This window comes from Bradyrhizobium sp. F1.4.3, assembly GCF_040548375.1.
GTDB lineage: Bacteria > Pseudomonadota > Alphaproteobacteria > Rhizobiales > Xanthobacteraceae > Bradyrhizobium.
On record NZ_JBEPRN010000006.1, the window covers coordinates 245,097 to 268,596 of the forward strand.

30 protein-coding genes, 1 tRNA gene and 1 pseudogene are annotated in these 23,500 nt (G+C 59.9%); 13 read left to right on the forward strand and 19 right to left on the reverse strand.

Annotation, left to right across the window (positions count from 1 at the left end):
- Positions 1-62: 62 nt before the first annotated feature.
- Both ABIB73_RS19560 and ABIB73_RS19565 read left to right on the forward strand, forming a co-directional pair.
- Positions 63-851, forward strand: coding sequence for an SGNH/GDSL hydrolase family protein (locus tag ABIB73_RS19560; RefSeq protein WP_354226387.1), 789 nt, complete (start codon positions 63-65; stop codon positions 849-851).
- 175 nt (positions 852-1,026) lie between these two features.
- Positions 1,027-1,287, forward strand: a complete 261-nt coding sequence (locus tag ABIB73_RS19565) for a hypothetical protein (RefSeq protein WP_354226389.1) — start codon at positions 1,027-1,029, stop codon at positions 1,285-1,287.
- A gap of 791 nt (positions 1,288-2,078) precedes the next feature.
- Here ABIB73_RS19565 and ABIB73_RS19570 read toward each other — a convergent pair.
- Positions 2,079-2,183: transfer RNA gene (locus ABIB73_RS19570), tRNA-Ser, on the reverse strand.
- A gap of 48 nt (positions 2,184-2,231) precedes the next feature.
- Here ABIB73_RS19570 and ABIB73_RS19575 point away from each other — a divergent pair.
- On the forward strand, positions 2,232-2,387 hold the full coding sequence (locus tag ABIB73_RS19575; RefSeq protein ID WP_354226391.1) for a tyrosine-type recombinase/integrase: 156 nt from the start codon (positions 2,232-2,234) through the stop codon (positions 2,385-2,387).
- A gap of 1 nt (position 2,388) precedes the next feature.
- Here the strand turns inward: ABIB73_RS19575 and ABIB73_RS19580 are convergent, their stop codons facing one another.
- From ABIB73_RS19580 to ABIB73_RS19605, 6 genes are all read right to left on the reverse strand, one after another.
- On the reverse strand, positions 2,389-3,087 hold the full coding sequence (locus tag ABIB73_RS19580) for a hypothetical protein (protein ID WP_354226393.1): 699 nt from the start codon (positions 3,085-3,087) through the stop codon (positions 2,389-2,391).
- Positions 3,088-3,637: 550 nt separating this feature from the next.
- The gene (locus tag ABIB73_RS19585; RefSeq protein ID WP_354226395.1) at positions 3,638-3,889 is read right to left on the reverse strand and encodes a hypothetical protein; all 252 of its coding nucleotides are present in this window, start codon (positions 3,887-3,889) and stop codon (positions 3,638-3,640) included.
- Between the two features lie 69 nt (positions 3,890-3,958).
- Positions 3,959-4,192 carry a hypothetical protein gene (locus ABIB73_RS19590; RefSeq protein ID WP_354226397.1) on the reverse strand — a complete coding sequence of 78 codons (234 nt, stop codon included), beginning with the start codon at positions 4,190-4,192 and terminating at the stop codon, positions 3,959-3,961.
- A gap of 251 nt (positions 4,193-4,443) precedes the next feature.
- The gene (tnpC, locus tag ABIB73_RS19595) at positions 4,444-6,072 is read right to left on the reverse strand and encodes an IS66 family transposase (RefSeq protein WP_354226399.1); all 1,629 of its coding nucleotides are present in this window, start codon (positions 6,070-6,072) and stop codon (positions 4,444-4,446) included.
- Between the two features lie 70 nt (positions 6,073-6,142).
- The gene (tnpB, locus tag ABIB73_RS19600; RefSeq protein ID WP_231188497.1) at positions 6,143-6,490 is read right to left on the reverse strand and encodes an IS66 family insertion sequence element accessory protein TnpB; all 348 of its coding nucleotides are present in this window, start codon (positions 6,488-6,490) and stop codon (positions 6,143-6,145) included.
- An 88-nt stretch (positions 6,491-6,578) separates the two neighbouring features.
- On the reverse strand, positions 6,579-6,932 hold the full coding sequence (locus ABIB73_RS19605) for a transposase (protein ID WP_354226401.1): 354 nt from the start codon (positions 6,930-6,932) through the stop codon (positions 6,579-6,581).
- Positions 6,933-7,250: 318 nt separating this feature from the next.
- Between ABIB73_RS19605 and ABIB73_RS19610 the strand changes: the two genes are divergently transcribed.
- Both ABIB73_RS19610 and ABIB73_RS37620 read left to right on the forward strand, forming a co-directional pair.
- The gene (locus tag ABIB73_RS19610; RefSeq protein WP_354226403.1) at positions 7,251-8,102 is read left to right on the forward strand and encodes a GIY-YIG nuclease family protein; all 852 of its coding nucleotides are present in this window, start codon (positions 7,251-7,253) and stop codon (positions 8,100-8,102) included.
- A 299-nt stretch (positions 8,103-8,401) separates the two neighbouring features.
- The gene (locus tag ABIB73_RS37620; protein WP_502918445.1) at positions 8,402-8,608 is read left to right on the forward strand and encodes a DUF7662 domain-containing protein; all 207 of its coding nucleotides are present in this window, start codon (positions 8,402-8,404) and stop codon (positions 8,606-8,608) included.
- Here the strand turns inward: ABIB73_RS37620 and ABIB73_RS19615 are convergent.
- A complete protein-coding gene (locus ABIB73_RS19615; RefSeq protein WP_027516023.1) occupies positions 8,605-8,784 on the reverse strand; it encodes a hypothetical protein in 180 nt (59 codons plus the stop codon). The genes ABIB73_RS37620 and ABIB73_RS19615 overlap by 4 nt on opposite strands.
- A gap of 615 nt (positions 8,785-9,399) precedes the next feature.
- On the opposite strand from ABIB73_RS19615, the gene ABIB73_RS19620 reads away from it, so the two are divergent.
- From ABIB73_RS19620 to ABIB73_RS19630, 3 genes are all read left to right on the forward strand, one after another.
- On the forward strand, positions 9,400-9,702 hold the full coding sequence (locus tag ABIB73_RS19620; protein ID WP_354226405.1) for a hypothetical protein: 303 nt from the start codon (positions 9,400-9,402) through the stop codon (positions 9,700-9,702).
- 65 nt (positions 9,703-9,767) lie between these two features.
- A complete protein-coding gene (locus ABIB73_RS19625; protein WP_148774776.1) occupies positions 9,768-10,001 on the forward strand; it encodes a hypothetical protein in 234 nt (77 codons plus the stop codon).
- 2 nt (positions 10,002-10,003) lie between these two features.
- Positions 10,004-10,225, forward strand: a complete 222-nt coding sequence (locus ABIB73_RS19630) for a hypothetical protein (RefSeq protein ID WP_007600502.1) — start codon at positions 10,004-10,006, stop codon at positions 10,223-10,225.
- A 60-nt stretch (positions 10,226-10,285) separates the two neighbouring features.
- Here the strand turns inward: ABIB73_RS19630 and ABIB73_RS19635 are convergent, their stop codons facing one another.
- From ABIB73_RS19635 to ABIB73_RS19680, 10 genes are all read right to left on the reverse strand, one after another.
- Positions 10,286-10,690, reverse strand: coding sequence for a hypothetical protein (locus ABIB73_RS19635; protein ID WP_148774775.1), 405 nt, complete (start codon positions 10,688-10,690; stop codon positions 10,286-10,288).
- 672 nt (positions 10,691-11,362) lie between these two features.
- Positions 11,363-11,788, reverse strand: a complete 426-nt coding sequence (locus ABIB73_RS19640; protein ID WP_354226408.1) for a hypothetical protein — start codon at positions 11,786-11,788, stop codon at positions 11,363-11,365.
- A 20-nt stretch (positions 11,789-11,808) separates the two neighbouring features.
- Entirely contained in the window at positions 11,809-12,030 is a 222-nt protein-coding gene (locus tag ABIB73_RS19645; RefSeq protein WP_007600495.1) for a hypothetical protein, read from the reverse strand.
- 791 nt (positions 12,031-12,821) lie between these two features.
- Entirely contained in the window at positions 12,822-14,105 is a 1,284-nt protein-coding gene (locus ABIB73_RS19650; protein ID WP_354226410.1) for a type II toxin-antitoxin system HipA family toxin, read from the reverse strand.
- A complete protein-coding gene (locus tag ABIB73_RS19655) occupies positions 14,102-14,389 on the reverse strand; it encodes a helix-turn-helix domain-containing protein (protein WP_148774771.1) in 288 nt (95 codons plus the stop codon). The genes ABIB73_RS19650 and ABIB73_RS19655 overlap by 4 nt, the downstream gene beginning before the upstream one ends.
- Before the next feature lie 343 nt (positions 14,390-14,732).
- Positions 14,733-14,900, reverse strand: coding sequence for a hypothetical protein (locus ABIB73_RS19660; RefSeq protein ID WP_354226412.1), 168 nt, complete (start codon positions 14,898-14,900; stop codon positions 14,733-14,735).
- Entirely contained in the window at positions 14,897-15,685 is a 789-nt protein-coding gene (locus ABIB73_RS19665) for an ABC transporter permease (RefSeq protein WP_354226414.1), read from the reverse strand. Before ABIB73_RS19665 ends, ABIB73_RS19660 begins: the two co-directional genes overlap by 4 nt.
- Positions 15,686-15,763: 78 nt before the next feature.
- A complete protein-coding gene (locus ABIB73_RS19670) occupies positions 15,764-16,627 on the reverse strand; it encodes an ABC transporter ATP-binding protein (RefSeq protein WP_354226416.1) in 864 nt (287 codons plus the stop codon).
- Complete coding sequence (locus tag ABIB73_RS19675) at positions 16,624-17,694, reverse strand: ABC transporter substrate-binding protein (RefSeq protein ID WP_354226418.1); 1,071 nt, start codon at positions 17,692-17,694, stop codon at positions 16,624-16,626. Before ABIB73_RS19675 ends, ABIB73_RS19670 begins: the two co-directional genes overlap by 4 nt.
- Positions 17,695-17,719: 25 nt before the next feature.
- Positions 17,720-18,649 carry a TauD/TfdA dioxygenase family protein gene (locus ABIB73_RS19680; protein ID WP_354226420.1) on the reverse strand — a complete coding sequence of 310 codons (930 nt, stop codon included), beginning with the start codon at positions 18,647-18,649 and terminating at the stop codon, positions 17,720-17,722.
- A gap of 566 nt (positions 18,650-19,215) precedes the next feature.
- Between ABIB73_RS19680 and ABIB73_RS19685 the strand changes: the two are divergent.
- The 3 genes and pseudogenes from ABIB73_RS19685 to ABIB73_RS19695 all read left to right on the forward strand — a co-directional run.
- Positions 19,216-20,303, forward strand: a pseudogene (locus ABIB73_RS19685) (NtaA/DmoA family FMN-dependent monooxygenase); the annotation flags it as partial.
- 313 nt (positions 20,304-20,616) lie between these two features.
- On the forward strand, positions 20,617-20,757 hold the full coding sequence (locus tag ABIB73_RS19690) for a hypothetical protein (protein WP_354226422.1): 141 nt from the start codon (positions 20,617-20,619) through the stop codon (positions 20,755-20,757).
- Positions 20,758-20,791: 34 nt separating this feature from the next.
- Positions 20,792-21,157 (forward strand): hypothetical protein, encoded by a 366-nt coding sequence (locus ABIB73_RS19695; protein WP_354226424.1) that lies wholly within the window; start codon positions 20,792-20,794, stop codon positions 21,155-21,157.
- Here the strand turns inward: ABIB73_RS19695 and ABIB73_RS19700 are convergent.
- Positions 21,151-21,483, reverse strand: a complete 333-nt coding sequence (locus ABIB73_RS19700) for a hypothetical protein (protein WP_354226426.1) — start codon at positions 21,481-21,483, stop codon at positions 21,151-21,153. The two genes, ABIB73_RS19695 and ABIB73_RS19700, sit on opposite strands and share 7 nt — an antisense overlap.
- A 1,456-nt stretch (positions 21,484-22,939) precedes the next feature.
- Between ABIB73_RS19700 and ABIB73_RS19705 the strand changes: the two genes are divergently transcribed.
- Together ABIB73_RS19705 and ABIB73_RS19710 are read left to right on the forward strand one after the other, a co-directional pair.
- The gene (locus tag ABIB73_RS19705) at positions 22,940-23,098 is read left to right on the forward strand and encodes a hypothetical protein (protein ID WP_354226428.1); all 159 of its coding nucleotides are present in this window, start codon (positions 22,940-22,942) and stop codon (positions 23,096-23,098) included.
- 18 nt (positions 23,099-23,116) lie between these two features.
- Positions 23,117-23,305, forward strand: coding sequence for a hypothetical protein (locus tag ABIB73_RS19710; RefSeq protein WP_354226430.1), 189 nt, complete (start codon positions 23,117-23,119; stop codon positions 23,303-23,305).
- Positions 23,306-23,500 lie beyond the last annotated feature (195 nt).

A 23,500-nucleotide genomic window follows, 5' to 3' on the forward strand; every position in this document is an offset into this window, starting at 1 on the left:
ACATAGCGAAACGTCTGACGCCAACGGTTGTCAAGAGAGAATCGACCAGTTATTGGGGGAACATGTTTCTGACCTATTTTGCCATCCGTACCCGAGCCGCTGGAATAATGGCGTCAATCGGCGCGGCCCTGCTTATCGGATTGTCTGGCAGTGGGTCCTCTCAAGCGCAGGACGAGTTATCATCTGCCGAGAAATGCCTTTCAGCAAATTTCAACGCCTCGCTGGGTGCACAATTGCCCCGCACGGCGTCGCGTTTGAAATCTGGTGAGCCGCTAAGGATTGTAGCGATTGGATCATCGTCGACGGTGGGACTCTGGGTACTTAGGTCCGCGGCCACATATCCGGAGGTGATGCGCCGAGAACTCTCGAGACTTAGATCCAACGCCACGATCGAGGTCATCAACAGCGGTCGAGTCGGCGATACGATTCCGAACAACGTCGCACGGTTCGAGCGTGACGTTTTCGCGCACACGCCTGATCTCGTTATCTGGCAATTAGGTACTAATGACGTCGCCTGGGGGGGCCGGCCGGACCAAGGGCTCAAAAGAAGCGTTCTTGAAGGGGTAAGGGCACTTAAGGCGGGGTCTGCCGATGTCGTGTTGATGGATCTGCAATATGCGCCACAGGTGCTCGCCTCAGTTGGCTATTCGACGATGGAGGACATCATCATCGATGTCGCAAAACAGGAACGGGTCGGGCTGTTCTCTCGTTTTGCGCTGATGCGAAACTCGGTCAGTGCCGGAGTTGCGCAAAGCGCGCTTGTAACGTGGGACGGATTGCACAACACCGCCGATGGTTATGATTGCATTGGACGAGCCCTTGCCCGAGCTATCTCAACGAGTGCGCGTTGAGAGGCTCTAGCTCAGGCGAATCGAAGGCTGCGGGTTCGCATGAGTTTGGACACCGGCCGTGACACGAGCGTGCAGATGCCCACCAACGCGAACAAAGACCAATTATCGTCGACAATCACCGCATCTCTCGCAGCGGTGACAGCAATTCGCGCCAACGCTGTCAGGAGGTGCGCTCATGCACCATTATGCCAGCCAACTTGTTGACCTGTTACTGGTGCTTGTCGCCGCGTGGATGGTGCCGGCCACCATTTTTATAATCTACGCCTATTTCGCTCGCCTTAAGAATCCGGTCAGCGAATCGGTCTTTGGACGTGTGGTCATCATATCCTTGTTGTTCATAACCACGTCGATCTGGCTCCCGATAATTCTGACCGCCATAGTCCTATCACTGATCGGTCATTTGTGGTTCCGCTTAAGGGGACAACTACGCAAGTAGCTAGATATTGCTAGAGGCGAAAAAGATGGAGTCGAATTAGAGCAGCCCCTCAGCAAACTGAAAAAGGAAGTGAAGCAATGTCCGCGTTTCTTCCAGCTCTGACGATAGCTGCTATCAATTTTATAACAATCGCCACGGCTGCAGAATGGCGACCGCAGTTTCTCTCAGCGTGCCGAAACGGTTGCGCGCAGCAAGGCGGTTTTTCGACGGACGCTTGCTTGCAGATTTGCATCTGCATGGCGTCAGAGTTGGAAGCGAAGTTTAGTACCGAGACTCTCGGCTCCATTGATCCTCCGAGTGCTGAGCAACTACACCAAACTAACGAAATCAGAATGCTTTGCGTCCGGCGAGTACTAGGACGGTAGAGCTGTTGCCATTGGCACGGAGGTCATCAGCTTGACCCTGACGTACCTCTCCGTCCTTCCATGGCCAGCGAGCGGCTGCGTACTGCACCCTCTCGCCAAGGACGCTCTCGAACTGGTTACGATCCGGGACGAACTGCCGATCGGCCGCATCCACAGGGCGCCGGGGTTGGCGGTCATGACATCTGGAACTGGACCTACGGCCTCGCCAACGTGCCGCAGCGCTCGGCGCGCGTGGAAAGGGCTGAAGGCCGAGCTCAGCCACGATCAGATCCAGAAGGCGCGCGTGATCGCAGGCGCCCCGAGCACGACTCCGATCAGCTCGAAATGTCGCACGGCGTGCGACTGATTTTGGTCGCACAAACGGGTCGCACGGCGACCAAAAGAACGAAACCAGGCCTGCTTAAGCGACTGTGACGTGGGGTAATATGGTGGGCGCACCAGGGCTCGAACCTGGGACCCGCTGATTAAGAGTCAGCCCCGGGTTGAGAATAATCAATCACGTACTGGTCGCACCACTGGGCTTATCCGACCGAAACTGGGCATTCGTCGCACGATCATAGTCATCGCACTGCCTGAGAATTGAACAGGTTATTGAAAGCCACTCGTTCTTGCCGAAGCTCAGCGATTACGCAGGTAATCCAGTTCGCGCTCGCCACTGGGATGAGGCGAGGCGAAATCGCCAATATGCAGTGGAAGGACGCCGTGACGCATGACCAAGCAAAGTCGATTGCGTGACCTAGACTTTCGTTCTCTTGTCTTTATCAAACCGAACATACTCTGGATCAAGTAGGTCCAGCAGATCGATTAAAGCGTGATCCAAAGCAGCTAATCGCGATTCTCCCGCCTCAAGATTTTGCTCGAGGGACGATACATCCTTGCGAAGTCCATCGATGAAGGGATACGCGCCGCTGTCAACGCGCTTGAGGAACGTGCCATATCCTACGCATTGCGGCCCTTTAGCGCCCTCTTCAATCAGAGCTTCACCAACTGCTCGCTGCTCACCGGAAAACAGACGAAACGGCTTCTTGTATTGATCCGTGCCGAAGAGGCCAGAGATTTGATCTTGCAGCTTTGTTAGCTTCCGCGTTCTTTCCGTGCTACCCAAATCGATGAATTGAATTTCCCGGCGTGTCAGTTCGGTCCAGCAAAGATACTGTCCAACTAGAAACGCAGTATTGTTGATCACGTATGTCTTCTCCCGCTCATCGCCCTTCGCGACAAACGCGCCAATCATGTTTTGCCTTAAGATGTTCTGGATTCTACTTTGAAGGTCATAAGCTGCCCGCGCCAGCGGCTCCCGAAACCCGGAAAGCTCCTTCTCTCTTTGAGACTCGATCCTCAATTCTTCAACTTGATTGCTAGTGATAGCAGTGATTACCACTGCTCCGATGGAAGCCGCCGCAGCGACAATTGCAACAACGATTTCTGTTTTCATCCCTCCCCCTCCTCATCGAACGCCGTTCGCGTTGCAGACACAATCTTGCGATGATACAACTCGGATGGCAAGTAGCGTCCAAATAGATTCGCGGGGCCGACTGCAAGCCGGGCGCGCTCGCTTGCCTACAGAGCCTTGCTTGGAATCCCAGGCGTGCCCGTTTCAAAAGCTGTTCCCCCCGATCACGTCGTGACAGTTCTCGCGATCGGCGGCGAGCTCGAAATGGTCCTCGAGACCACGTCGCAGAGCAGACAGTGCTGGTTTCCAGTAACGACCTGCCGTCCGGTGAGGGGGCGCCTCATAGGGCCACATTCAATCATCAGGTTGCCAGCTCGTGCACTGCTTCTCGGCCAGCTGTTGCCGTTGAGCCCTCGCGCTTGACTTGGTTAGGATCGCCGCCTCTTGATTACCTCGCCGATGGTGACCGACTACGACGAGATCCCTATGGCAACATTGTAAAGCGGTAAGGACCAATGGAGCCGGGGAGTTCGCTTTCGGCATCCCCTACCTCGGGGTCGGCTTATGGTCATCGCCCTTCCAGATCGTGATGCTACTCGGGCGTATTGACCGGTTGCGGTGCAGGAGCGCTCGCATGGCTCGCAAGCAACGAAGGACCCAGCTCGCAGCCTCCTGGATCACGACCGAGTACCAAACCTGCATCGAGCATTGTCGGATCGGGTCTCACCAGCTTCGCGGTGCTCACGCCCGCATTCGGATCAACTGCCATTTCGTAGTCTCGTTCAAGCAGCTCTCGCAGGCGCTCGATGCGAGCGAACCGGAATGGATGGACCAGTTTGATCATCGGGCTAGGCCCCTCGGGTCGAAGCGAACAACCGGATGATGAAAATGAAGAGCGTGCGAGGGGTGACGCTCATGAGTCGAGCTGTCGGTTCTCCGCCGAATGCCAGTCCGCGCCGTGGAGGCGGATCATCTCCCGACGGGACCGCTCGATGAAGATGCGCTCAACGCAAAAGCCGGCTGCAACTGAAGCCGCCAGCGCAAGGCCGCAGGCCATATAGTCGTTCATGAAATTCCAAAACATGTTGCAGCCGGCAACTCCTACAAAAGTAAGTGCCATGACCATATTGCGAAATACCTTAACCATGCTGCCCCCAGTCAGTCGGCGAGGAACTTTTAGCCTTGCAACCAAGGCGATTGGCAGCGTTTGACCCTTGTGATGCGCCGTCTTTCTGCTCGATCAGCCTGGGTCCGGCCGCGCTGTCGACCGCCGTGGGGCTCGCTCTTCCCACTTAAGAGGGCACGGGGCAGTGATAGCGACGCCGGCATACTTCATCACGGCGGGCCCCTTTCCCGAAGTAAGCATCCGGCGAAGACCGCGCGCGGGTCATTTTCGGCTCAGGCGGCTTGATCAACGTTCCGGATGGCAGAGCGCCAATTCCATGGCAGCAGTTCGTCGAGCCTTTGGACGGGATGCTCTGCGATGCGCGCCAGAACGTCGGCGAGCCAGGCTTGCGGATCGACATCGTTCATCTTGGCGGTGACGATCAGGCTGTACATCACCGCCGCCCGCTCGCCGCCGCGATCCGGGCCGCAGAACAACCACGACTTGCGACCTAAAGCGATGCCGCGCACGCCACGCTCCGCCGCATTGTTGGACAGGCAGATGCGGCCGTCGTCGAGGAAGCGTGTGAACGCGATCCAGCGCTTGAGCATGTAGTCCATTGCTTTGGCGATGTCGTTGCGACGTGAGAGCTTGGCGCGTTGCTCGCGCATCCAGGCTTCTAAATCGGCGATCAGCGGCGCGCTCAGTTCCTGGCGGACGGCCCGGCGCCGTTCGGGCGTCTCGCCGTTGATGCCTCGCTCGATCTCGAACAGGGCGTCTATCCGGCGGACTGTTTCCAGCGCCAGCGGCGAGATCACTGCCGGCTTCTTGCCCTGAGCCTTGCGACGCGCATTCTCGGCCAGATCAGCCATCACGAAGAACGGCCGCCGGGCATGGACCCAGCACGCGGCTTCCAGGATCGGACCTGCGTTGCGGCCCGGTTCGTAAAGCCTGCCATAGCCGCCATAGGCATCGGCCTGGAAGATTCCGCTGTAGTTGGCCAAGTGAGCCTGGGGATGCTCGCCGGCCCGATCGCGCGAGTAATAGAACACCGCCCCCGGCGGGGCCTGCCCTCCAAAGGGCTTGTCGTCGCGCACATAGACCCAGATCCGGCCGGTGTCGGTCTTGCCTTTGGCCAGGACCGGGACCGTGGTGTCGTCCCCGTGCAATCGCTCGGCGCTCAGCACATAGGCCTCGAGGCGCTTGAACAAGGGTGCCAGCGCCGCGGTGCAGTCGCCGACCTGGTCGGCCAGGGTCGACAGACTGATCGGCACACCCTCCTTGGCATAGCGCTCCGCTTGCCGGTTCAGCGGCTGATGTTGACCAAACTTCTCGAACAGCACCATCGCCAGCAGGCTTGGCCCCGCCCAGCCGCGGGCAAGCACATGGAACGGCGCCGGAGCCTGGCTGATCTTCTCGCAATCACGGCAAGTAAACTTCTCGCGGACGTGCTGGATCACTTTCCAGGATTTCGGGATCACCTCCAGCGTCTCGGTGATGTCCTCGCCGAGCTTGGACAGCCGCGCGCCGCCACAGCAGGCGCACGCCACAGGTCCCGGCACCATCACCCGCTCGCGAGGCAGATGCTCCGGGAACGGCTGGCGTGACGGCCGCTTGCGCGTGAACGACGCCACCTTCGTGGTTTTGGCCGCGGCCATTTCGGCGGTGAGTTCGTCCTCCGTCGCCGAACTCTCCAGCTCCTCCAACGTCAGTTCAAGCTGATCCAATAGCCGCGCGGTACGCTCCGAGCGCGGACCATGGCGGTCGCGGTTAAGTTTCTCGATTTGCAGCTTCAGATGGGCGATCAACGCCTGGTCGTCGGACTGCCGGGCACGGGCGGCCGCAGCCTCCGCCCGAGCAACGATCAATGCCGCTTGCAGCGTTTCGACGTCGTCTGGCAGCGATTCAAGGCCGTCACCCATGGCCCCGATGGAATCACAAAAGAGGCGATTTGAGGCGTCTTTTCTTCCGCACCTCAGAACTTTTTTGAGCCTATCCTGCGCTCTGTGGCCGCCACGTGTGCTGCGGATTGCGCCAGTCGATCGCCTCCAGCAGATAACTCATCTGCGCCGCGCTCAGCCCCACCACACCGCCCACCGTCGCCGGCCAGACAAAACGGCCACGGTCCAACCGCTTCGCGTAGAGCGACAGTCCAACTCCATCGTGCCACAAGGCCTTGATCAGCGAACCGCCGCGTCCGCGGAACACGAAGACATCTCCGGCGAACGGATCACGACCAAGGCTTTCCTGCACCAATAATGACAAACCCTGCATGCCCTTGCGCATGTCGGTGTGGCCGGTCGCAATCCAGATCCGTGCGTTCGAAGAGATCGGTATCATCGACGCTCCAGAACCTGCAGCACCCGCGCCAGCGCTGCCGCATCGACGCTGGCGTCGACAATCACTCGACGATCCCCGCCAATCACGATCACCATCTGCCCACTCGGCGGTGTGGCAGCAACCGCCGGCTCGACCTCAGCGGCCAGGACGACCCGCGCAAAGCCAGATTGTTCGCTTTGAGGGCTGATCGGCTCGGGCCCGAACGCGCGAGTGCGTTGCGGCTAGGGGACGCGCCCGACGACTGGGCGCGTCCCAAGTCACGCCATGTCATCAGCAACGAACGTGATATGCCATGGCGCCGTGCCGTCGACGATATAGCGCGCGGCGCTTCAAAGCTCTCGCTCACGATCCGCAGCTTCTCGTCATCCGACCAGCGCCGACGACGACCAGTCTCGACCACCTCAAGCCGTTCAAGCTGAGTACTGCGCTTATGGCTGTCCATAAGGACTGTTACGCACCAATTGGACTAATCCAACAAGGCGGCCCTCGCCGGAGGGAGACTTCCCGAATGCCCCCGGCGAGGAGCTCCGCATCCCTTTGCGCGAGGGATGGACGCCGCACGGCGTGCGCCGTTGTGGCGTGGAGAAGAAGGGCCACCAAGCTCGCAATCATTCCGCTAATCGTTTCGTCAGACCTTTTGATTAGCAATCTGCCGAAGATGCGGGAGGATTGCCCCGCAAGTCATGCAATCTAGACGTTCCGCCTATTCCACGTCCGGGCGGTCCTCCACTTTGCCGGCGTGGGTTGGGGGATCGCGCCTATGCCGCAGGGGTTTGTCTACGTACTCGTTTCACCAAATAGCGATTACATAAAAATCGGCCGCACCGAACGGCCCATCGCTGAACGCCTTCGAGGAATAAATGGCGGTGAGGCGTACGTTCCCCATGGTCCGTGGGAATTGTCAGATTTCGTGCATGTCACGGACTGCACCGCAGTAGAGAGCGCGCTTCACCGTCACTTTCATACCCGAAAAGTGGAAGTCGAAGGGACGCGGGAGCTATTCAGCGTGGCTCCGCACGAGGCTAGAGAACAATTGCGCTCGATTAGCGAACTGCTTCGCGTCGATCACGAGAGGACGGATCGGCTCTTCCACAATCCCGATGTCAGCCTGTTTCTTTTTCGCTTATTCCAGCTTTCGGGATTGTACGGCAACCTCGACATTCAGGGCGCGTGGACCTTAAGCGTTCTCCCGCAGACCAACGGAGGGCGTTGGTTCACGTTAAACATCGGGTCACACGAAGTCGCTTTCAGCACTCGAACACCTGCGGACGGAAAGTTCTCGCACTACCTCGTGCTTGACCGTCTCATTTTGGACTATCCCAAAACAATCATGTGGCTCGGCCAACGTGCTGGGGATGTTCAACCGGCCGACTACAAAGCTGCTGAACGTGCAGTAAGTGTGATTTTCGACCAGGATTTTGCAAAGGCCGAACGCATCTTCGCGCTCGACGGAGTTCGCCGCGCCATGGTCGCTTATTGGGCTGATGCTCTGGCCGATCTTCGCGAGAGGAATGCAAAGAGCGTCTACGCAAGGTATCATTCCTACGATACGGTGTCGCAGCTGCTCGAATATAAAAGAGCAAGAGACAAGGTGGTGGTAGGCGAGCGATGAAGAGATCCTTCAAGGACGGGAGCGCCTTGGGTGAGAGCCCGCCAGCAGCCTGCCCCGGCGGCGCCCTCGCTCAGCCCGATTGTCTGTTAAGGTACTTTGTCCTGCCTCAGCCGGTTGGATCAATTGCTCGGCGATGTACTTCCGGCTCTCATGATCGCCACCGTGCGGAAGCTCGGCACGCACTTGCTCTAGGACCGTCCATGTTTGCCTAGCCTGCGGTGAGACCATGAGCTTCCGAAAATCGATCTACGAACCATTGCATCAGCGGCTATTGAGGCGAGCACGGGCAAATCGTTAGGCTGATCTTCTCCGAAATGGAAGAGATACTTTGGAGAACGCTTCCGGCAGCGGCACACAAATTCACGGCGTGGTGGAGCAAGGAAAGCTCCATGAGGGCCGGGCACACCCAAGCAAGGGCGTGGATGAACGTGGGCTTTCGGGCGCATGCTCCGATTAAAGTCCCGTCGTCGAACTCCGCCGGGTTTGATCAAGATGTCTGGTTTTAGCGCTTGTCGAAGGCCTTCGCACGCTGGAACAGCACGGTTTGAAGTCCGGTGATGATCAACTTGTTCAACGTCTCACAATCGTTCGGCGACAGGTGGGGAAGCTGGCGCGAAGTCTTCCACTGCTCAATGGCGGCGGTGACAGCGGCGCGCAATTCGTCATCAGTCGGGCTGGTCATCGGTCGACCTCAATGCGATCGTTTACAGCTTGGCGCCTTTTGAAGCGGATGCAATTGAACCTTCGATGTATCGGTTGAGGGTTACTTCAGCACGGGCGAACGGACGATGCGATCGGATCGCTACCTTAATTCCGCTGCGGATGTGATCCTGCGACCTTAAAGATCGATGGCCGTCACTCGATCACTCTGCTAACTGAGCAAAGACTTTCCCACTCGTCCTACTCGCCCGCCCTCGCTGTTTTTGAAAGCGCTGCAAGCGAGCGTAGACCGCTTGGCGGGTGCGGCCTAGCCGTTCGCCGACCTCCTCAGCTGTGGCACCTGCGCCAAACAGCGAGAGCAATTCCGCCTCTTCGTCCGGCAACCACGGACTCGTCGATGTGCGATCGTTCGTCATTCGCGATGCCTGCAATGCCTAAATCCGCGGCGGCGCTGGCCGCCGCGGCGGGTCGGGAAAGCGAGCTGGCCGCTCTGAGCGCGGCGGCGCCGGCAAGCGGCCGGGCTCAAGCACGCGATTACCGCGCGTCATCCACGCTGCTAGACGAGCGTAGCTTCGCCTGAGAGCCGGAACGAACCAAGCGGATGCGTCCTCGTGATCCATGCCGCAGAACAATATCCATGAACCATTTAGAAAAGATTGCCGGCTGTTCCCGATCCGTAACCGATCGTAAACGATGCGATGGCAACAAACGGGCATGGAAACCGAACGCCCGCTTGAAACGATACGTCAAGGCATCGGTCGGCAGGAAAAGCGCAGGCCGCTTTTTAATCAGTTTCACCGGCAAATGCTCGATCCTCTTCGTGACCGCGATTGGGTGTCTTCTTCGAAGCTTCCCGATCATCCCGGAACAACGCTCGCTCTTTTGCGAAACGGATGGATGGAGCGACGCTCAACCGGCGAAGGTGTGGAATATCGTATGACCGAAGCCGGTCTGACAGAACTTAGCCGCCCCCGATAATCCGCAAGCCGGTGGGAAACGACGAACATGTCAAAGGCCATGGAATTGATCGTCGCTGGCTACGTGAAGGTGCGGGACCGTCGCGCGCTGACAGACTTGCTGGCACATCGTCGCAAGGTGCTCGCCCAGCTGCAAGCCGTATCAGGCATCAACCCAGAAAACGCAGTAACAGCGATCCAAGATGAATTGGCGCTGATCGAAGCCGGCCTCGAAGAACTTAAACCTCCGCCCGGTTCGCTGCCTGAGAACGAGTGGAGCTAGCGATGCGCGTTAACAAGATCAATTGGGACAAAATCGGCCGGGTAACGGAGCCGGGTCGATATAGGTGCTTTTTTGGATATCTAAACGTCACTTCAGAGGACATTGAGGTGTGGACGCGCTACCCCGATGCGACGTTCACCTTGATCACGCGGCCGACCACTGAGCAATCGGTGGGCGAAGATTACCGTCTAGGCGCGTTCGACATCGGCAATCCTGAACAGTAGGACGGTCCACCGTCGTCGCCTGGGGCACAGCCCCGACGGGCGTTGAGTGCGCGAGCCCGTCTATCCAGACCGCTTTGCCACTTCTGCGACGAGCAAGTCCCGTTCCTGCAAATGAGCCTTTTGGGTCTCAATCAGGGTGTCCAGAATGGAAAACGCGAGAGCAAGATCACGTCCCTCGCGCTTGAGCTGGGCGATGACCCTCTCTTGCTCACTGATGTGTTGCTCGCCTTCGTGAAGACGGCGTTCGGCTACGATCAAGCGCTCGCGCAGGCGCGAAAGCGGCCGCTCCTGCCTCCGCTCCGGTTCAAAGCGGGCGAGACGCCGTGGACCACACCAAACCTCGACAGGGTCGTTCGCCACCGCGGGAGAGCCCAGCTGTAGAGCCTCTTCGGCGTTATTGCAGTCGATCTCTTGCGCGTTCAGTGTCCTACCGCAGTCGTAGAGCGTGAAGATATAGCAGCGCATCGCAGTTTCGCAGCTGTTGTTCAGTCAGGAATTCCAACGCAGGCCTAGACGTTCCTTCTTATTCACCGGCTCAGAACCTTCCGATGCGGCTTCTCGGTTCCCGAATTAACTTCCAGCGCGGATATCAAGCTTAATTTGACGCGTTGATTGCGGCGACGCGTCGGAGGGTTAGCTTTGCGCACCGGACATTGCCCGGTCCGGGAACACCCCAGGCGAAGCCGTCGCGCCATCATATTCGGCGCGGCGGTTTCGTTTGCCCCAGCACGCCCGCGAGTGCGATTTTGAAGAGGCCGTCAAAACAAGAAGCGCTCGATCTCGCCGAGATGCGTCGGCAGATCATCGCTGTGCGAAGCCGGCACTCAGAAAATTTGCGCTTACGTATCTGCTGAACAGATTGCTGATCAAGATTGCATATCTCACTGAACCAGAGAGCCCTACTCACGCGGAGCAACTGCGCAAAGCGTTCACCCGAACCATGACGGATGTCGAGACCATCACGAGAGAGGACCGCACCGCGCCGCCCGGTAAGGCTAACTAGTAGATTACATTGCAGGAGACCATTTCTGGGTCGAGCCTACCTGTAGTCGCGGAGGTGCCGATGTATCGCGTAAACGCTGCCTTCGCGGCAAGGGGCCGCCGCTGTCACAAGCGGCGGCCCCGCCCGCGGGCGGTCTAGTAAGCACGCCGCACTACTCGGGGCAGGGATGGCACTCTCGGAGAAAACCGGTGGGCAAGCGCGAGCACTGCGGCTTCGTCGGTTTCGAGCGCGATCTTCTGCGCGAGCATCACATCGCCAGCCGCCAGGGCCCGTTCGGGAACGAAACACCACCCGATCTTAGGCTGTCTTTCTTCATCAAGTTCCAAAACATTGCTCATGGTGCCCTGATGAATTCGATATCGTCGGCCGGTGTGAGAGCCCGCGACATCGAAATAACCCTCGGCATCAAACTGCGCACGCTGATCCGGAGATAGCCAATCGCGCAAAAGACGCCGCGCACGCGCTTCCGGCCCTTTTTGCTCGAAGAAGCTCGAATACAGCGAACGCAGGGCGCGCAAACGCGCACTACTGCCGACGCCGTTGCGCCTGAACAAAAACATTTGCCGTGCCGCGAGGGTGGCTAGCCGCCGACGAGGCGCGGATAGAACAGCGTCTCGTCCGCAGTCGGATCAAATGTCCGTACGGCCTTGAGATCGCCGACTGGCGTCCGAGTAGCAGCGGTAAATCCTTGGTCTGTCAACTTCTTAAAGCGACGCTCAGCCTTGGCCAGCCCCTCGAGGGCGGTTTGGTCAAAAAAGTGTCTGCTGTCGCCTGTGTGGTCCATCACGATCTGAGTAGCCATCGAAGAGAACTCCGTAAGTGCTAACCCTACGGCGGAAGAACCTCGCGGCGCCGGCTGGTGTTCCTAGTCTGGGGAAATTTGCTGTGTTTCCCATTAGGCGTCCCTGACCGGCATCGACGAAGCCTGATCCGCCGCGACCTGACCGCAGCGCAGCGCACTGACCTGATCGCGAAGCGGAAGCGGCATATAGAGCCGTGCATCCGGAGACGAAGCACGGCGCGACCGGGCGCCGCGGGAAAAAGATGCCAACGTGGCGTCTTTTACTTCCGATACCGCCGCAAGACAGGAAAACCAGAACGGACCATCCAGCGCGACGCGAACCGCGCCAAGGCGCTAGGCCCCGATCTGGACCGTGTTTCAAGACGTCGCGTACCAACCGACAGGACAGCCGTCGTGGCCGCGATCCTGCTCTGTTTGATCTTCAGCCCTGGCTAATCCAGCGCCCCTTAAATGGGGCGAGACGCCGTGATTGCGCAGCCGTGTCCACGGGACTGCCGGGCGGATAGGAGTCGTGCCAAAAGAGGACCTACAAGCGGACCGCCGAATTGGAAAAGCCCGCGGAGAGTAATCGTACTCTGCCGGAGCCCTGAAAGGACATGCCGTAGGGTCATGCCACCCGCAGCGGCTACGCGGTTGCCACCGATCGCGAGCAACCACCGATCGTAGTCGACATCGACATCGGCATGCCGATCGCGGTGGTGCTGCCGTTGGCGTCGACAACGACATGTCGACTATGATGATCGACGCCTTGCTGCCGAACATCATCATTCTGCTGGCGGCCGTAGTCGGAACTATATCCCACCGAGTTGTCGACGGCATTGCTTGGCTCTGGCAATCAAGTGCTCGGCGAGGCGCCCGATGATGGCATTGTCCAATCCGTCTTTCCGCCCTTGCTCCCGTACGGCGGCTACAATGTCCGGAAGCTGCTCGGCCATGGAAATCAGTCCGGCGATCACCTTGTCAGGATCGAGGCGCGTTTCGCGTGCGAATTTCTGCCAATCGCGCAAACCAATCTGGCTGAGCTTGTAATCACCGCCGATTTTCATCGCGAGCTTGATCTTCTGCAGATCGATGTCATCGTAGGGAAGAATGCTGGCGATGTCGTAGAGGGGGGCGAGTCGTACGTGAGGGCCGCCGGCCAGCAGCAGCGAATAGTTCTTGGCATGAGCATCCGTACCCGCAATCAGCCAATTGAAGCCTAGCGCCTCGACAAACGTGTCAACGTCGACGACGCGATCCGTGGAGTAGGTGCGCAAAAGCTCGATCACGTCGGCAGGGCTTGGTCCGCCATCGTTTTGATACTTTCTGGTCGGCAGGATCCCGAGCGCCTGGCAGATATCCTCCTGGTGGACACGGACAATCTCGTTCCCACTGAACTGCCTGTCGTAGCGCTCGATGACGATGGCGATTTCTTTTCCGAAGCGCATCACCTGGGTGTCGGCGACGGGCAGACCGAGATTGCGGGCGAGTATGAGGCAGATATGTTCATTTTCCGCGTGTCCATCGAAATGGCCGGTCGGCGGTTTGAGGATATGCGTCGTCGGAATGCGCCCAGAGGGAATTCCCCATTTGCCCTTTTGCAAAAGCAAGGCGGTTTTGGGTTGGGCGCCCGCAAGGCTGAATTGTCCGGCATCGCGCGGCAACCGCCATGCGGCGTGATCCTCGCGCAAGGTCTGCAGGCGTTTGGCGATCGCCGTTTCGTCAAGCCATTCGACCTTGTCTTCGGCGCCGCTTCGCAAGGCGTCCAGCCGATCGGGCGTGACGAACTGGACGGCGCCGGCGCAGTCCTCGCCGACATGGGAAATAAGGGCAAACACGTTGCGCGCCGACACCTGAAATCGTCGGGCCCACCGTTCGAGCACGTGTTCGTTGTCGGGCAGGAGTCCCCAGAGGAAAGCCTGCACGGCGGAAGGTCCGTGCTCTTCGGCCGCGAGCGGCATGGACAGTGACAGCGGATAGGCTCCTTCGGCCTGGCGCCAGTCCTTGTCATAGACAAGGGTGAGCCGGCCGCGGGCGTCATTGCGCACGCGGCCGATTTCCCGGCCGTCCAGCAGAGCAACAAGTTCGCTCGTCATGCCTTTTTCTTCCTGGCCTTGGCCACGATGGCATTGATATCGACGGCTGGCCTGGTGGCCCCGCGGGCCGGCGCTTGTTCGGTGCTCGCATCCAGGCGGATGTCCAGGGCGTCAAGGGCGCGAAGGATCAGACCGAGTTCAGCGCGCGCGTGACCGTGCTCAACTTCGATCACCCATTGGCGGCTGACGCCAATGCGTTTGGCAAAAGTCGATTGATCGAGTTTGAGCTTCTTGCGCCGGTCGCGAAGGACGGCACCGAGTTCGGCCGGTGTGCGTACGAGCATGGGATTTCCAAATGTCAACGTTCGCTTACTTTAACATATGTTGGCGTTCGTTGACAATTTGTAAATGACAGCGATCGATGACATTATAAAAAGTCATCGATCGCTGACATAGGCTCCGCAATTCACGCGTTTTCATTGCGCCAGGCCGATTGGCATCGATATTCACCAGCGCGCTCGCACCGGCTTCTCATCGATTACGGCACCGGGGGGCACGATCACTATCGGCGACAATGTCTGAATCTATCAGGCGGTCACGCTCGAGGCGCGACTTTCCGACGGATGACAAAGGCAACGTGATCAGGAGCGACACTCGCCACCCGATCTTGGACGACGGCGTCGTGATCTACGTCGGCGAAACGATCCTTGGCCGTATCACCATCGGCTGAAGCACGATTCGCCGCGGATCGACCATCGGCGGGAATGTCTGGCTGATCCGCGACATGCCGCCGAGCAGCATGGTGACGCTGGCCGCCGCGCGAAAAGTTGAGCGGCGCCTGATCCCTAATCTCATGCCGTCACTGGCGCCTTCCACCGCATGAAGCGCCGCTCCACTGCCTCCAGAATGGCATTGAACGCCAGCCCGATGACGGTGATGCCCAGGATGCCGAAATACATTTGCGGAATCAGGAAGCTGTACTGGCTATTGATGATGAGATAGCCGAGGCCGGCCTTGGCGCCGACCATTTCGGACGCAACTAGCACCAGCATGGCCGACGCGCTGGCCAGACGAATACCGACGAAGATAGTGGGACGCGCAGCCGGCAGGATGACCTTGCGAAACAGCTGCTGCGGGGTTGCACCCATGGTCCGCGCCGACTTGATCAGCAACGGATCGACCTGTTTCACCGCGGCAACGGTGTTGAGCAGCAGCGGCCACGCGCAGCTATAGACCACCATCGTGATCTTCGACGTTTCGCCGATTCCGAGCAGCAGGATGAAGACCGGCAGCAGCGCAAGCGGCGCGGTGTTGCGGCAGATCTCGATGAACTGGTTCACGAGATTGCCGAGACGCGCATACCAACCGACGGCCACGCCAAGCGGGACGATCAAGGCGACAGAAATCAGAAATCCGCTCAAGGCACGCAGCAGGCTGGCGGAGACGTCATCATAGAGCTCGCCGGTTTGCGCAAGCTGCCAGCCCGCGGCGATCACCTCCGAGAAGGGTGGCAGGAACACCGGATCGATCAACCCGAGCCGCGGCGCCACCTCCCATGCCGCCAACAGGGCAATCAGCAGCAACGAGCGGTGCCCGAAGGCAGCCAGCCCGCGGGCCGCGGCGAGGATCCGGTCCACCACTGCGATGCCGGTCTTTCCACGCCGGTCAGCGGCTCTCGGCGCCCGTGCGCAACCTCCAGCAATGTCAGTATCTCGAGGCTAGACATGGGTGACCTCCTCCACTTTTCGATCGGCTCGCGCACCAGTGCCGGCGGCCAATTGCCCTTGCTGCGCTTTCAAGACTTCGTCGCGTAACAGACTCCAGACCTCGTGGCGCACGCGGCCGAACTCAGGCAGCGAGCGCACGTCGTCGGCCTCGCTGCGCAGCACGTCCGGAATGTCGATGACCTGCTTGATCCGGCCCGGACGCGACGTCATCACCGCTACCCGCTGGCCGAGCACGATGGCCTCGTCGATGCCATGGGTGATGAAGACGATCGTCTTGCCGGTGGCGCGCCAGATCCGCAGCAGCTCGCCCTGCAACGTCTCGCGCGTCTGGGCGTCCAGCGCGGCGAACGGCTCGTCCATCAGCAGCACTTCCGGATCGTAGGCGAGGCTTCGCGCGATCGCCACGCGCTGCTTCATGCCGCCGGAGAGCTCATGCGGGTAGCGGTCGGCAAAGCCGGACAACCCGACCAGCTCGAGGAAATGCCGCACGATGTCGAGCCGCTGCTTGGCCTTGAACCCGGCGATATCGAGACCGAACTCAACGTTCTGCGCGGCGGTGCGCCAGGGAAACAGCGCATACTGCTGGAACACGATGCCGCGGTCGCGACCGGGTCCGGCAATCGGCCGGCCATCGAGCAGAATCCGGCCGTTGGTCGGCAGCGTGAGCCCGCCCAGCAGATCGAGCAATGTGGATTTCCCGCAGCCGCTTGGGCCAACCAGGGCCAAGAATTCGCCGGAGCGAACATCGAGCGTGATGTCCTCCAGAGCGATGAAGTGGCGGCCTGGTGCGCCTCCCTCCCCGCGCAGGACGAACTCCTTGCGGACATGCTCGAAACGGATCTTGACGGAGGTCATCGGGCCTCCGCCGTTTTTCCGGGACGAAAATAGTTGAACGCATTGGTGTAGGTGTCGGAAGCCTTGACCTGACCCGGCTTGAACAGGCCGTCCTTCACCAGCCAGTCGATCCATACCTGGATTTCGCTGTCCGAGATCAAGCCGCCCTTGGATGCAACACCGGTGCTCTTCCAGTATTTGATCGAGGAGGCATCCTCGTTGCGCTTGCGCTCGGCGATGATCTTGTCGAACCGGGCCCCCACCTCTTCCGGCGGTGTGGTCTGGGCCCATTCGATGGCCCGCGAAATCCCCTCCACCAGCTTACGCGAGGAATTGGGATTATCCTTGATGAATTTGTCCCGCAGTACATAGGCACCGCCGGTGAACTGGCCGAACAGATCGGTGTCGACAAAGAGCGAGCGGATGCCACCCCGTTCCAGCGCCTTGTCGCGCAGGACACCGCCCAACGCGCTGACCTCGACCTGGCCCTGGCGCAACGCTTGCTCGCCGCTGACCGGAGGGATCGCCACCAGCGTGACCTGCCTGGCTTCACCAGCGCTGAGGCCGGACCTAGCCAGGTACTCGCGCAGCACGAACTCCAAATGTGCGCCCAGCGTGTTGACCGCGACCTTCCTGCCGATCAGGTCATGCGCGGTCTTGATCGGGCTGTCGCCCTTCACGAAGTAGCCGTAATAGGTGTTGGCGTCGGAGCCGTAGTAGCCGACCACCGCCTTGACTGGCGCCTTCGCCGCGATCAACTTGAGGATCGCCCCATAGAACGCGCCGCCGATGTCGATATCGCCGGTGACGACGGTCTGGATGTCCTGCGGCCCGCTGATGGTGTTGCCGACCCATTTGAGCTTGAGCGGGGCGAGATAGCCAAGGTCCTCGGCCAGCTCGATAAACGTCACCTGCCCGGCCGATCCCTGGTAGCGGATCTCGGTCTTCTCGAGCGGCGGCTCGGCGAATGCCGGGGCCGTGAGGCCGAGCGCCACGGCGCCCGCCAACAAAACCCGCAACGTGTTGCGGGTGGCCCGTCCCAACCCGGCGCGCCTTGCGGGAAGCAATCGAAGTATAGCGTTCATCATTGTGACTCTCGTGAGCTAATCAGGATCAAGCGGCTTTGGCGGTCTGGGGCTTGGATGTCTTGACGCGCGTCACACTGCGGCGACCGTCGACGCTGAGCGGTACATCGCCATCGATGGTGGCCCGGCGCACAACGCGGTGCTGGTCGCCATAGTCGTTGACCGCGTAATGTTGCGTGGCGCGATTGTCCCAGATCGCAACGTCGCCGGCCTCCCAGCTCCAACGAACGGTGTTTTCCGGCGCCGTGATATGCGATTGGAACAGGTCGAACAGCTTCTGGCCGTCGTATTTCGGCAGGCCGACGAAGCGCTGCACGAAATTTCCGAGCACGAGCGTGCGCTCGCCGGTCTCGGGATGGACGCGCACGACCGGATGCTCGGTTTCATAGATCGTTCCGGTGAACACCTCGTCGAAGTGCTTTTTGTCCGCCTCGGTCGCCCGCGTTTTCACGGCATAGTCATAGGCGTTGCTGTGAACGGCCCACAGCTCGTCAGCGAGCTTGCGCAGAGGCGCCGGCAGGCCGAGATAGGCGGCTGCCGTGTTCGACCAGACGGTATCGCCGCCGTAGGGTGGAATCACCACGCCGCGCAGCACCGAGATTTTCGGATAGGCGTCGACGAACGTGACATCGGTATGCCATTGATCGGCGCGGCCACCGCCCCGGCCCGAGTCCAGCTCCAGGATCGACGTCGTGCCCTTGATCGCACCGACCGTCGGATGGGGCACCAGCTTGCCGAGCCTGATGGCAAAGCGCTCCTGCTCGGCATCGTCGAGATGTCCCTGGTCCCGGAAGAAGATGACCTTGTGTTCGAGCAGCGCCTGATTGATGGCAAGGATGGTCCCGTCCGAAAGATCGCCCGACAATTTGATGTTCCTGATCTCAGCGCCAAGCCTGGCCGCACGCTTGACGATGTCGGCGCGCGGAATGACGTTGTCAATTGTTGTCGTGTTGCTCATGGTCGTGCTCTCGTCACTGCGATCCCCGTGGACAAAGCTCCGCCATGCGCCGGTCGCGGAAACGACGGCGGAGATAGATGAAATCATTTCTGGCTAGGGGCCCTACTCGGGCGCAACGTGCTCCGGCAGACGGCCCGAGCCGGGACATCGGTCACTGGGTTCGGATTGGAGCATGATGAAACGACCTCGCGTTGAGGCCTTGAATGGTACGAGCGATCGATCGTCAGTCAATGAAACAAAACCAGCTTTGTTTTCGGCGAGAGGCAACGAACGCTTCATTAGCAATGCTGACACTGAAAGATTTGCAATGATGACTGCCCGCCCGGCTGCAAGAGCGGCGCAATTTGACGCGACGCAACGCACTTCTCGTCCAGAGGCGCGATAAAATCGTTACAACCGCCGCCGTTCCTCGTGGTGACGACTGCTCTCGTCTTTGATTGGCGCTCTGCTCGCAAGCTTCGTGCCTGCATCCACCTCAACAATGCAAATTCATTTCATCGACATCAGCGCGACTGCAGACGTAGAGTCTCGCTTGCTACAGCTCCCAATGCACGCGGATCTCACAAATGAGCGAACGACGGCAGCTTTCACTCAACTTCTTCATCTATCCAGACGGCCATCACGAGGCGGCCTGGCGCCACCGGAGTTCGGCAGCCAATCGCATCCTCGACGTCACCTGTTACCAGGAGCTGGCGCAGCGCGCTGAAGCGCACAAGTTCGACGCGGTCTTCTTCGCCGACGGCCCGGCGCTGGCGGACAATGTCCGCTATGCGCAACGGTTTCGACTTGAGCCGATCACCCTGCTCACCGCGATCGCGTCCGCTACCAGTCGGATCGGCCTGATCGCGACCGCATCGACGACTTATACTGAGCCCTACAACCTGGCGCGGCTCTTCGCCTCGCTGGATCACATCAGTAGCGGCCGGGCCGGCTGGAACATCGTGACAACGAGCACGCCGCAGGCCGCGCAAAACTTTGGCTTGCCCGAGCATCCTCCGCATCACGAACGCTATGAGCGGGCGCGGGAGTATCTGGACGTCATCACGCGGCTTTGGGACAGTTGGGAGGACGACGCGCTCGTCAACGACCCCATCTCGGGTGTTTTCGCCGACACCGGCAAGATCCACGCAATCAATCACGTCGGAAAGCATTTCCGCGTGCGTGGGCCGCTCAACATCTCAAGGACGCCGCGCCGGTCTATGTCCAGGCCGGCTCTTCCGACGACGGACGCGCCTTTGCGGCACGTTTCGCAGAGGCGATCTTCACCGCGCATCAGACACTGGCGAGCGCCCAGGAATTCTATGCCGACATCAAGCGTCAGGCGCGCGCCTTCGACCGCAGTCCCGATCAAATCAAGATTCTGCCCGGCATCAGTCCTTTCATAGCCAGCACGCAGATCGAGGCCGATCGGCTGCAGGACGAGTTCAACGAGCTGATCCAGCCCGAGTATTCGCTGACCCAGCTGCGCCAGATGATCGGTCTCGACCTCTCCGGGTTTGACCTCGATGGCCCCTTTCCTCGTCATCTGATCGATACGGAGGGCGCCAGCGGCGTTGCCAGCCGCTTCAAGCTGGTGATCGAGATCGTCGATCGCGAGAAGCCTACCATTCGCCAGCTCGTGCAGCGCCTGGCTGGCGCCCGCGGCCATTGGGTGATTGCCGGACCGCCGGAGAAGATCGCCGACAACATCCAGACCTGGTTCGAGAACGGGGCAGCCGATGGTTTCAACTTCATGCCGCCCTGGCTGCCCGGCGGGTTCGACATCTTCGCCGAGCAGGTCGTGCCCATTCTGCGCAAGCGCGGCCTGTTCCGTCACGACTACACGGGCACAACGCTGCGCGATCATTACGGCCTGAGCCGGCCGGCCAGCATCTTCTCCAACGCCATTCAGGCGATCGCATAGTTCGCCTGTCGCAAGAAAGCCTAACGGATTGCTTTCATTGGGCCGCTGGACGGCTAAGGCGCGAATGAGCAACAGATTTCTCTATGCCCCGGAAACCAAGCTGCGGTGTCTTCGAAATGCGGTGCGCTTTGGGAAGCTGGTTTTGGCGATGCACGAGCTTCGCAACGAGAGCGGCTGGTTCGCCGCTCTGGCCTCGGTGGTGTAGGAGCGCGGGCTCAGCCGCTGCGAGTGTAGGATCGATGTGCGGCTCGACACGCTTTCCCAAAGATCAGCCGTGGTGGTGCGTCGGATTGCGCCTTTTCTGCTCGGCAGTGGCGCCGCAGGATCTGTCATCAAACATCGCACTGAAACTCGTCACCGAACGCCCGTTTGCCAATCCGGAAGTCGCCGCCCGCCATCTCCTTCAGCTTGCGTCGGTCATCGAGCCGGTACAGGACGGCCGTGTCCGCATCGAGAAGATCAACTATCCCTTCCTCTACCCACTTAAGGGAACCGGCGCAGAGTTCGGCGCCGGCATGACGTGCGCTGTAGAGAAGGGCGAGCTGCATGAGAGCGGCACATACGTTCGGCTGCAGACGCCCGCCGAGGATCTGCTCCGTCAATAGAGGAGAGTGAAGGACAACCACGCCGCGAGAGACGCGCAGAGGCAAATTCCAAAATAAGGCAATACAAGGCGCATCGGGCTTCCCTCCGAAACGCAAATGTTGATCATCATCTCATGCGCGGACGACGACCACCAGGAATCAGGGGTTGCAATCGCGCGCCTTCCGGCAAGCTGGGCGGCGCGTTCCCAATGGAACATAATGCCGATAGTCACATTTCGGTTTCCGCGAAATTCAGCTTGCAAACGAGAAAAGGTTAGCGCTAGATTTTCCGAACCGGGGCTGGCTGCATATTTCACTTGGATATTTAACCCGGCTTTTTTGACCATGCGCGGGCCGCAGCGATTTAACCTCCCGCTGCGGCCTTCGTACGTGCGGTTACACCCGCTAGTGCGGATCGGTGAACCTCTTTCTCAGCTTGCACGCAGTCTTTTCCCACCCCGGCGAAATCCTCCTGAAACATGCGGGGCGATAGTGGCAGCATCGAACACGGGGATGCCAACATGCTAGTCCTGATGAACCTGATCTGGCGGCGCCTTGCTTATACGATGCTCGGCGGTATGCGGTCCAAGCTCGTCCGGCAGTAGGGTAGAGGGGCTGTCCGCCTGGGGGGCCACCACATGCCTAAGCAGATCGCGATAGCCCTGTGGTGCTGGCTGCGTACGTGATCGCATTCAGCAGGGCAACGCTGGTTGCGTCGCAATAAAAAGGGAAAACCCGCCGCCTCGTGAGACGGCGGGTCTCTATGCCCATGCGCACCGCGGTACTTGTCACCAGGCCGCGATGGCGGCTTTTGTACCTGTTAGGTATTGCCGGCAGGTTACCGGCTCGCTGGGCGTCTGCCGCTCTCCCGCTGTTCGGTGGCGGGCTGAAGGCAGAACGACTCCAAGGAGTCCGCTAGGCCGGTCGGCAGCGCGCCGGCGGGAGCGGTAGCTACGTCCCGCCACCGGGAGGGACCCGTGACCGCTATTCGGCTATCAAAGGCATTGCGTGAAACGGTCGACAAATGGGCTGGCAAGCAGGAGGATCAGTCCGGCCGTTCCGAAGCCATTCGCCGAAGTCGGGATCGGGCTGAAGGCGAAGGCAGAATAAACGCATTCAACGGTCGAGGGGATGGACCATGAAGCGACTATTCGGACTTATCGCACTGCTCATTGCGACTGGCGCGTTTGCTCAAACCGCTCCGCCGAAAGCCGCCAAAAAGCCGCCTGTTCAGGTCAAGCCGCAGGTGCCAATGGGATGCAAGCCCGTCGGCACGGTTAGGGGAACCAAGATTTGGGCCGGCGATTGTACAGCGCCCTCAGATCTCAGGGGCAGCGCACCAGCCGCCGAACCCACGGCGCCAGCAGAACCGCCCGGAGCGCCCGCTAAACAATAGCGGGCTTCCTTTCCCGTTCCGTCCGCGCCGAGCGGGCGAACTTGCCATCGTCTGCTCTGAGGACGATATTCCGATTATCTAAGGTAACTTCCGGCAGCTTACAGGCTCATTTCGATGGAGGCTGCGATGCTCGCATTGGAATTGCCGCGCTGGTTGATTGTTGCTGGCAGCGCGCTGGTGATGGCTGGACTTGTAGGCCTAGGGCTTACCCGAAACAAACAGGTTGAGAGTGATCCCCTTATGCTTCCGGGGGACGTAAGTTCATGGAGATCTGAAAGGGCCGATCCATCGGGGCCCTCGGGCACCAGGGATTCAGGCTAAAACCCCATCCCTCGGAGCGCATCCGCGCGCAGGGAACATTTGGCCTCCCACCGAGTCCCTATCGGGACGTGCTTGTGAGGCGACCAATGGAGAAAGCGGTTGCCTATGCGATCTCAATCGGAATTGTCGGCTTCGGCGCCTGGGGCCTCGTTGCCGGCCGCTCCTCGAGCGTACCCATTTTCTGGTCATGCGTCGCTCTCGTCGCCATTGCAGTCGGCATCTGGAGCGTTTGCAGCGACAGCTAAAGCACGTTGCGGGCGATCATGGACCTGACGGCAACCGAGCGCGATTTCCTGAGCCGTCTGGCTTCGCAATTCTGGACCAGCCCGCCGTTGTTTGACCATGAGCTCGTCGCCCGGTTGGTCGAGCTGGGACTCGTCGAGGCCGAACTGCTGGCATCGGGCGAAGTCGCGTACAGCATTACCGCGGCCGGCCGAGTTACTTTGTCCTGATCGTGTGCCGCGTGAGTGCTCAGGAGGCGGGCTCTGTTATTTGTGAGAATGGCTCAAAATTGGCGGCGTGTCCGTCACGCTTCATCCGAACGCGCCTCCATCGCCAAAGCTTTCTTCAAACGGAGAATACCCGCGCCCTTCCTAGAGCGAAGGGTTTTGATTCTGCTTCGTTCGTATCGGCGTAATCTCGTAAAT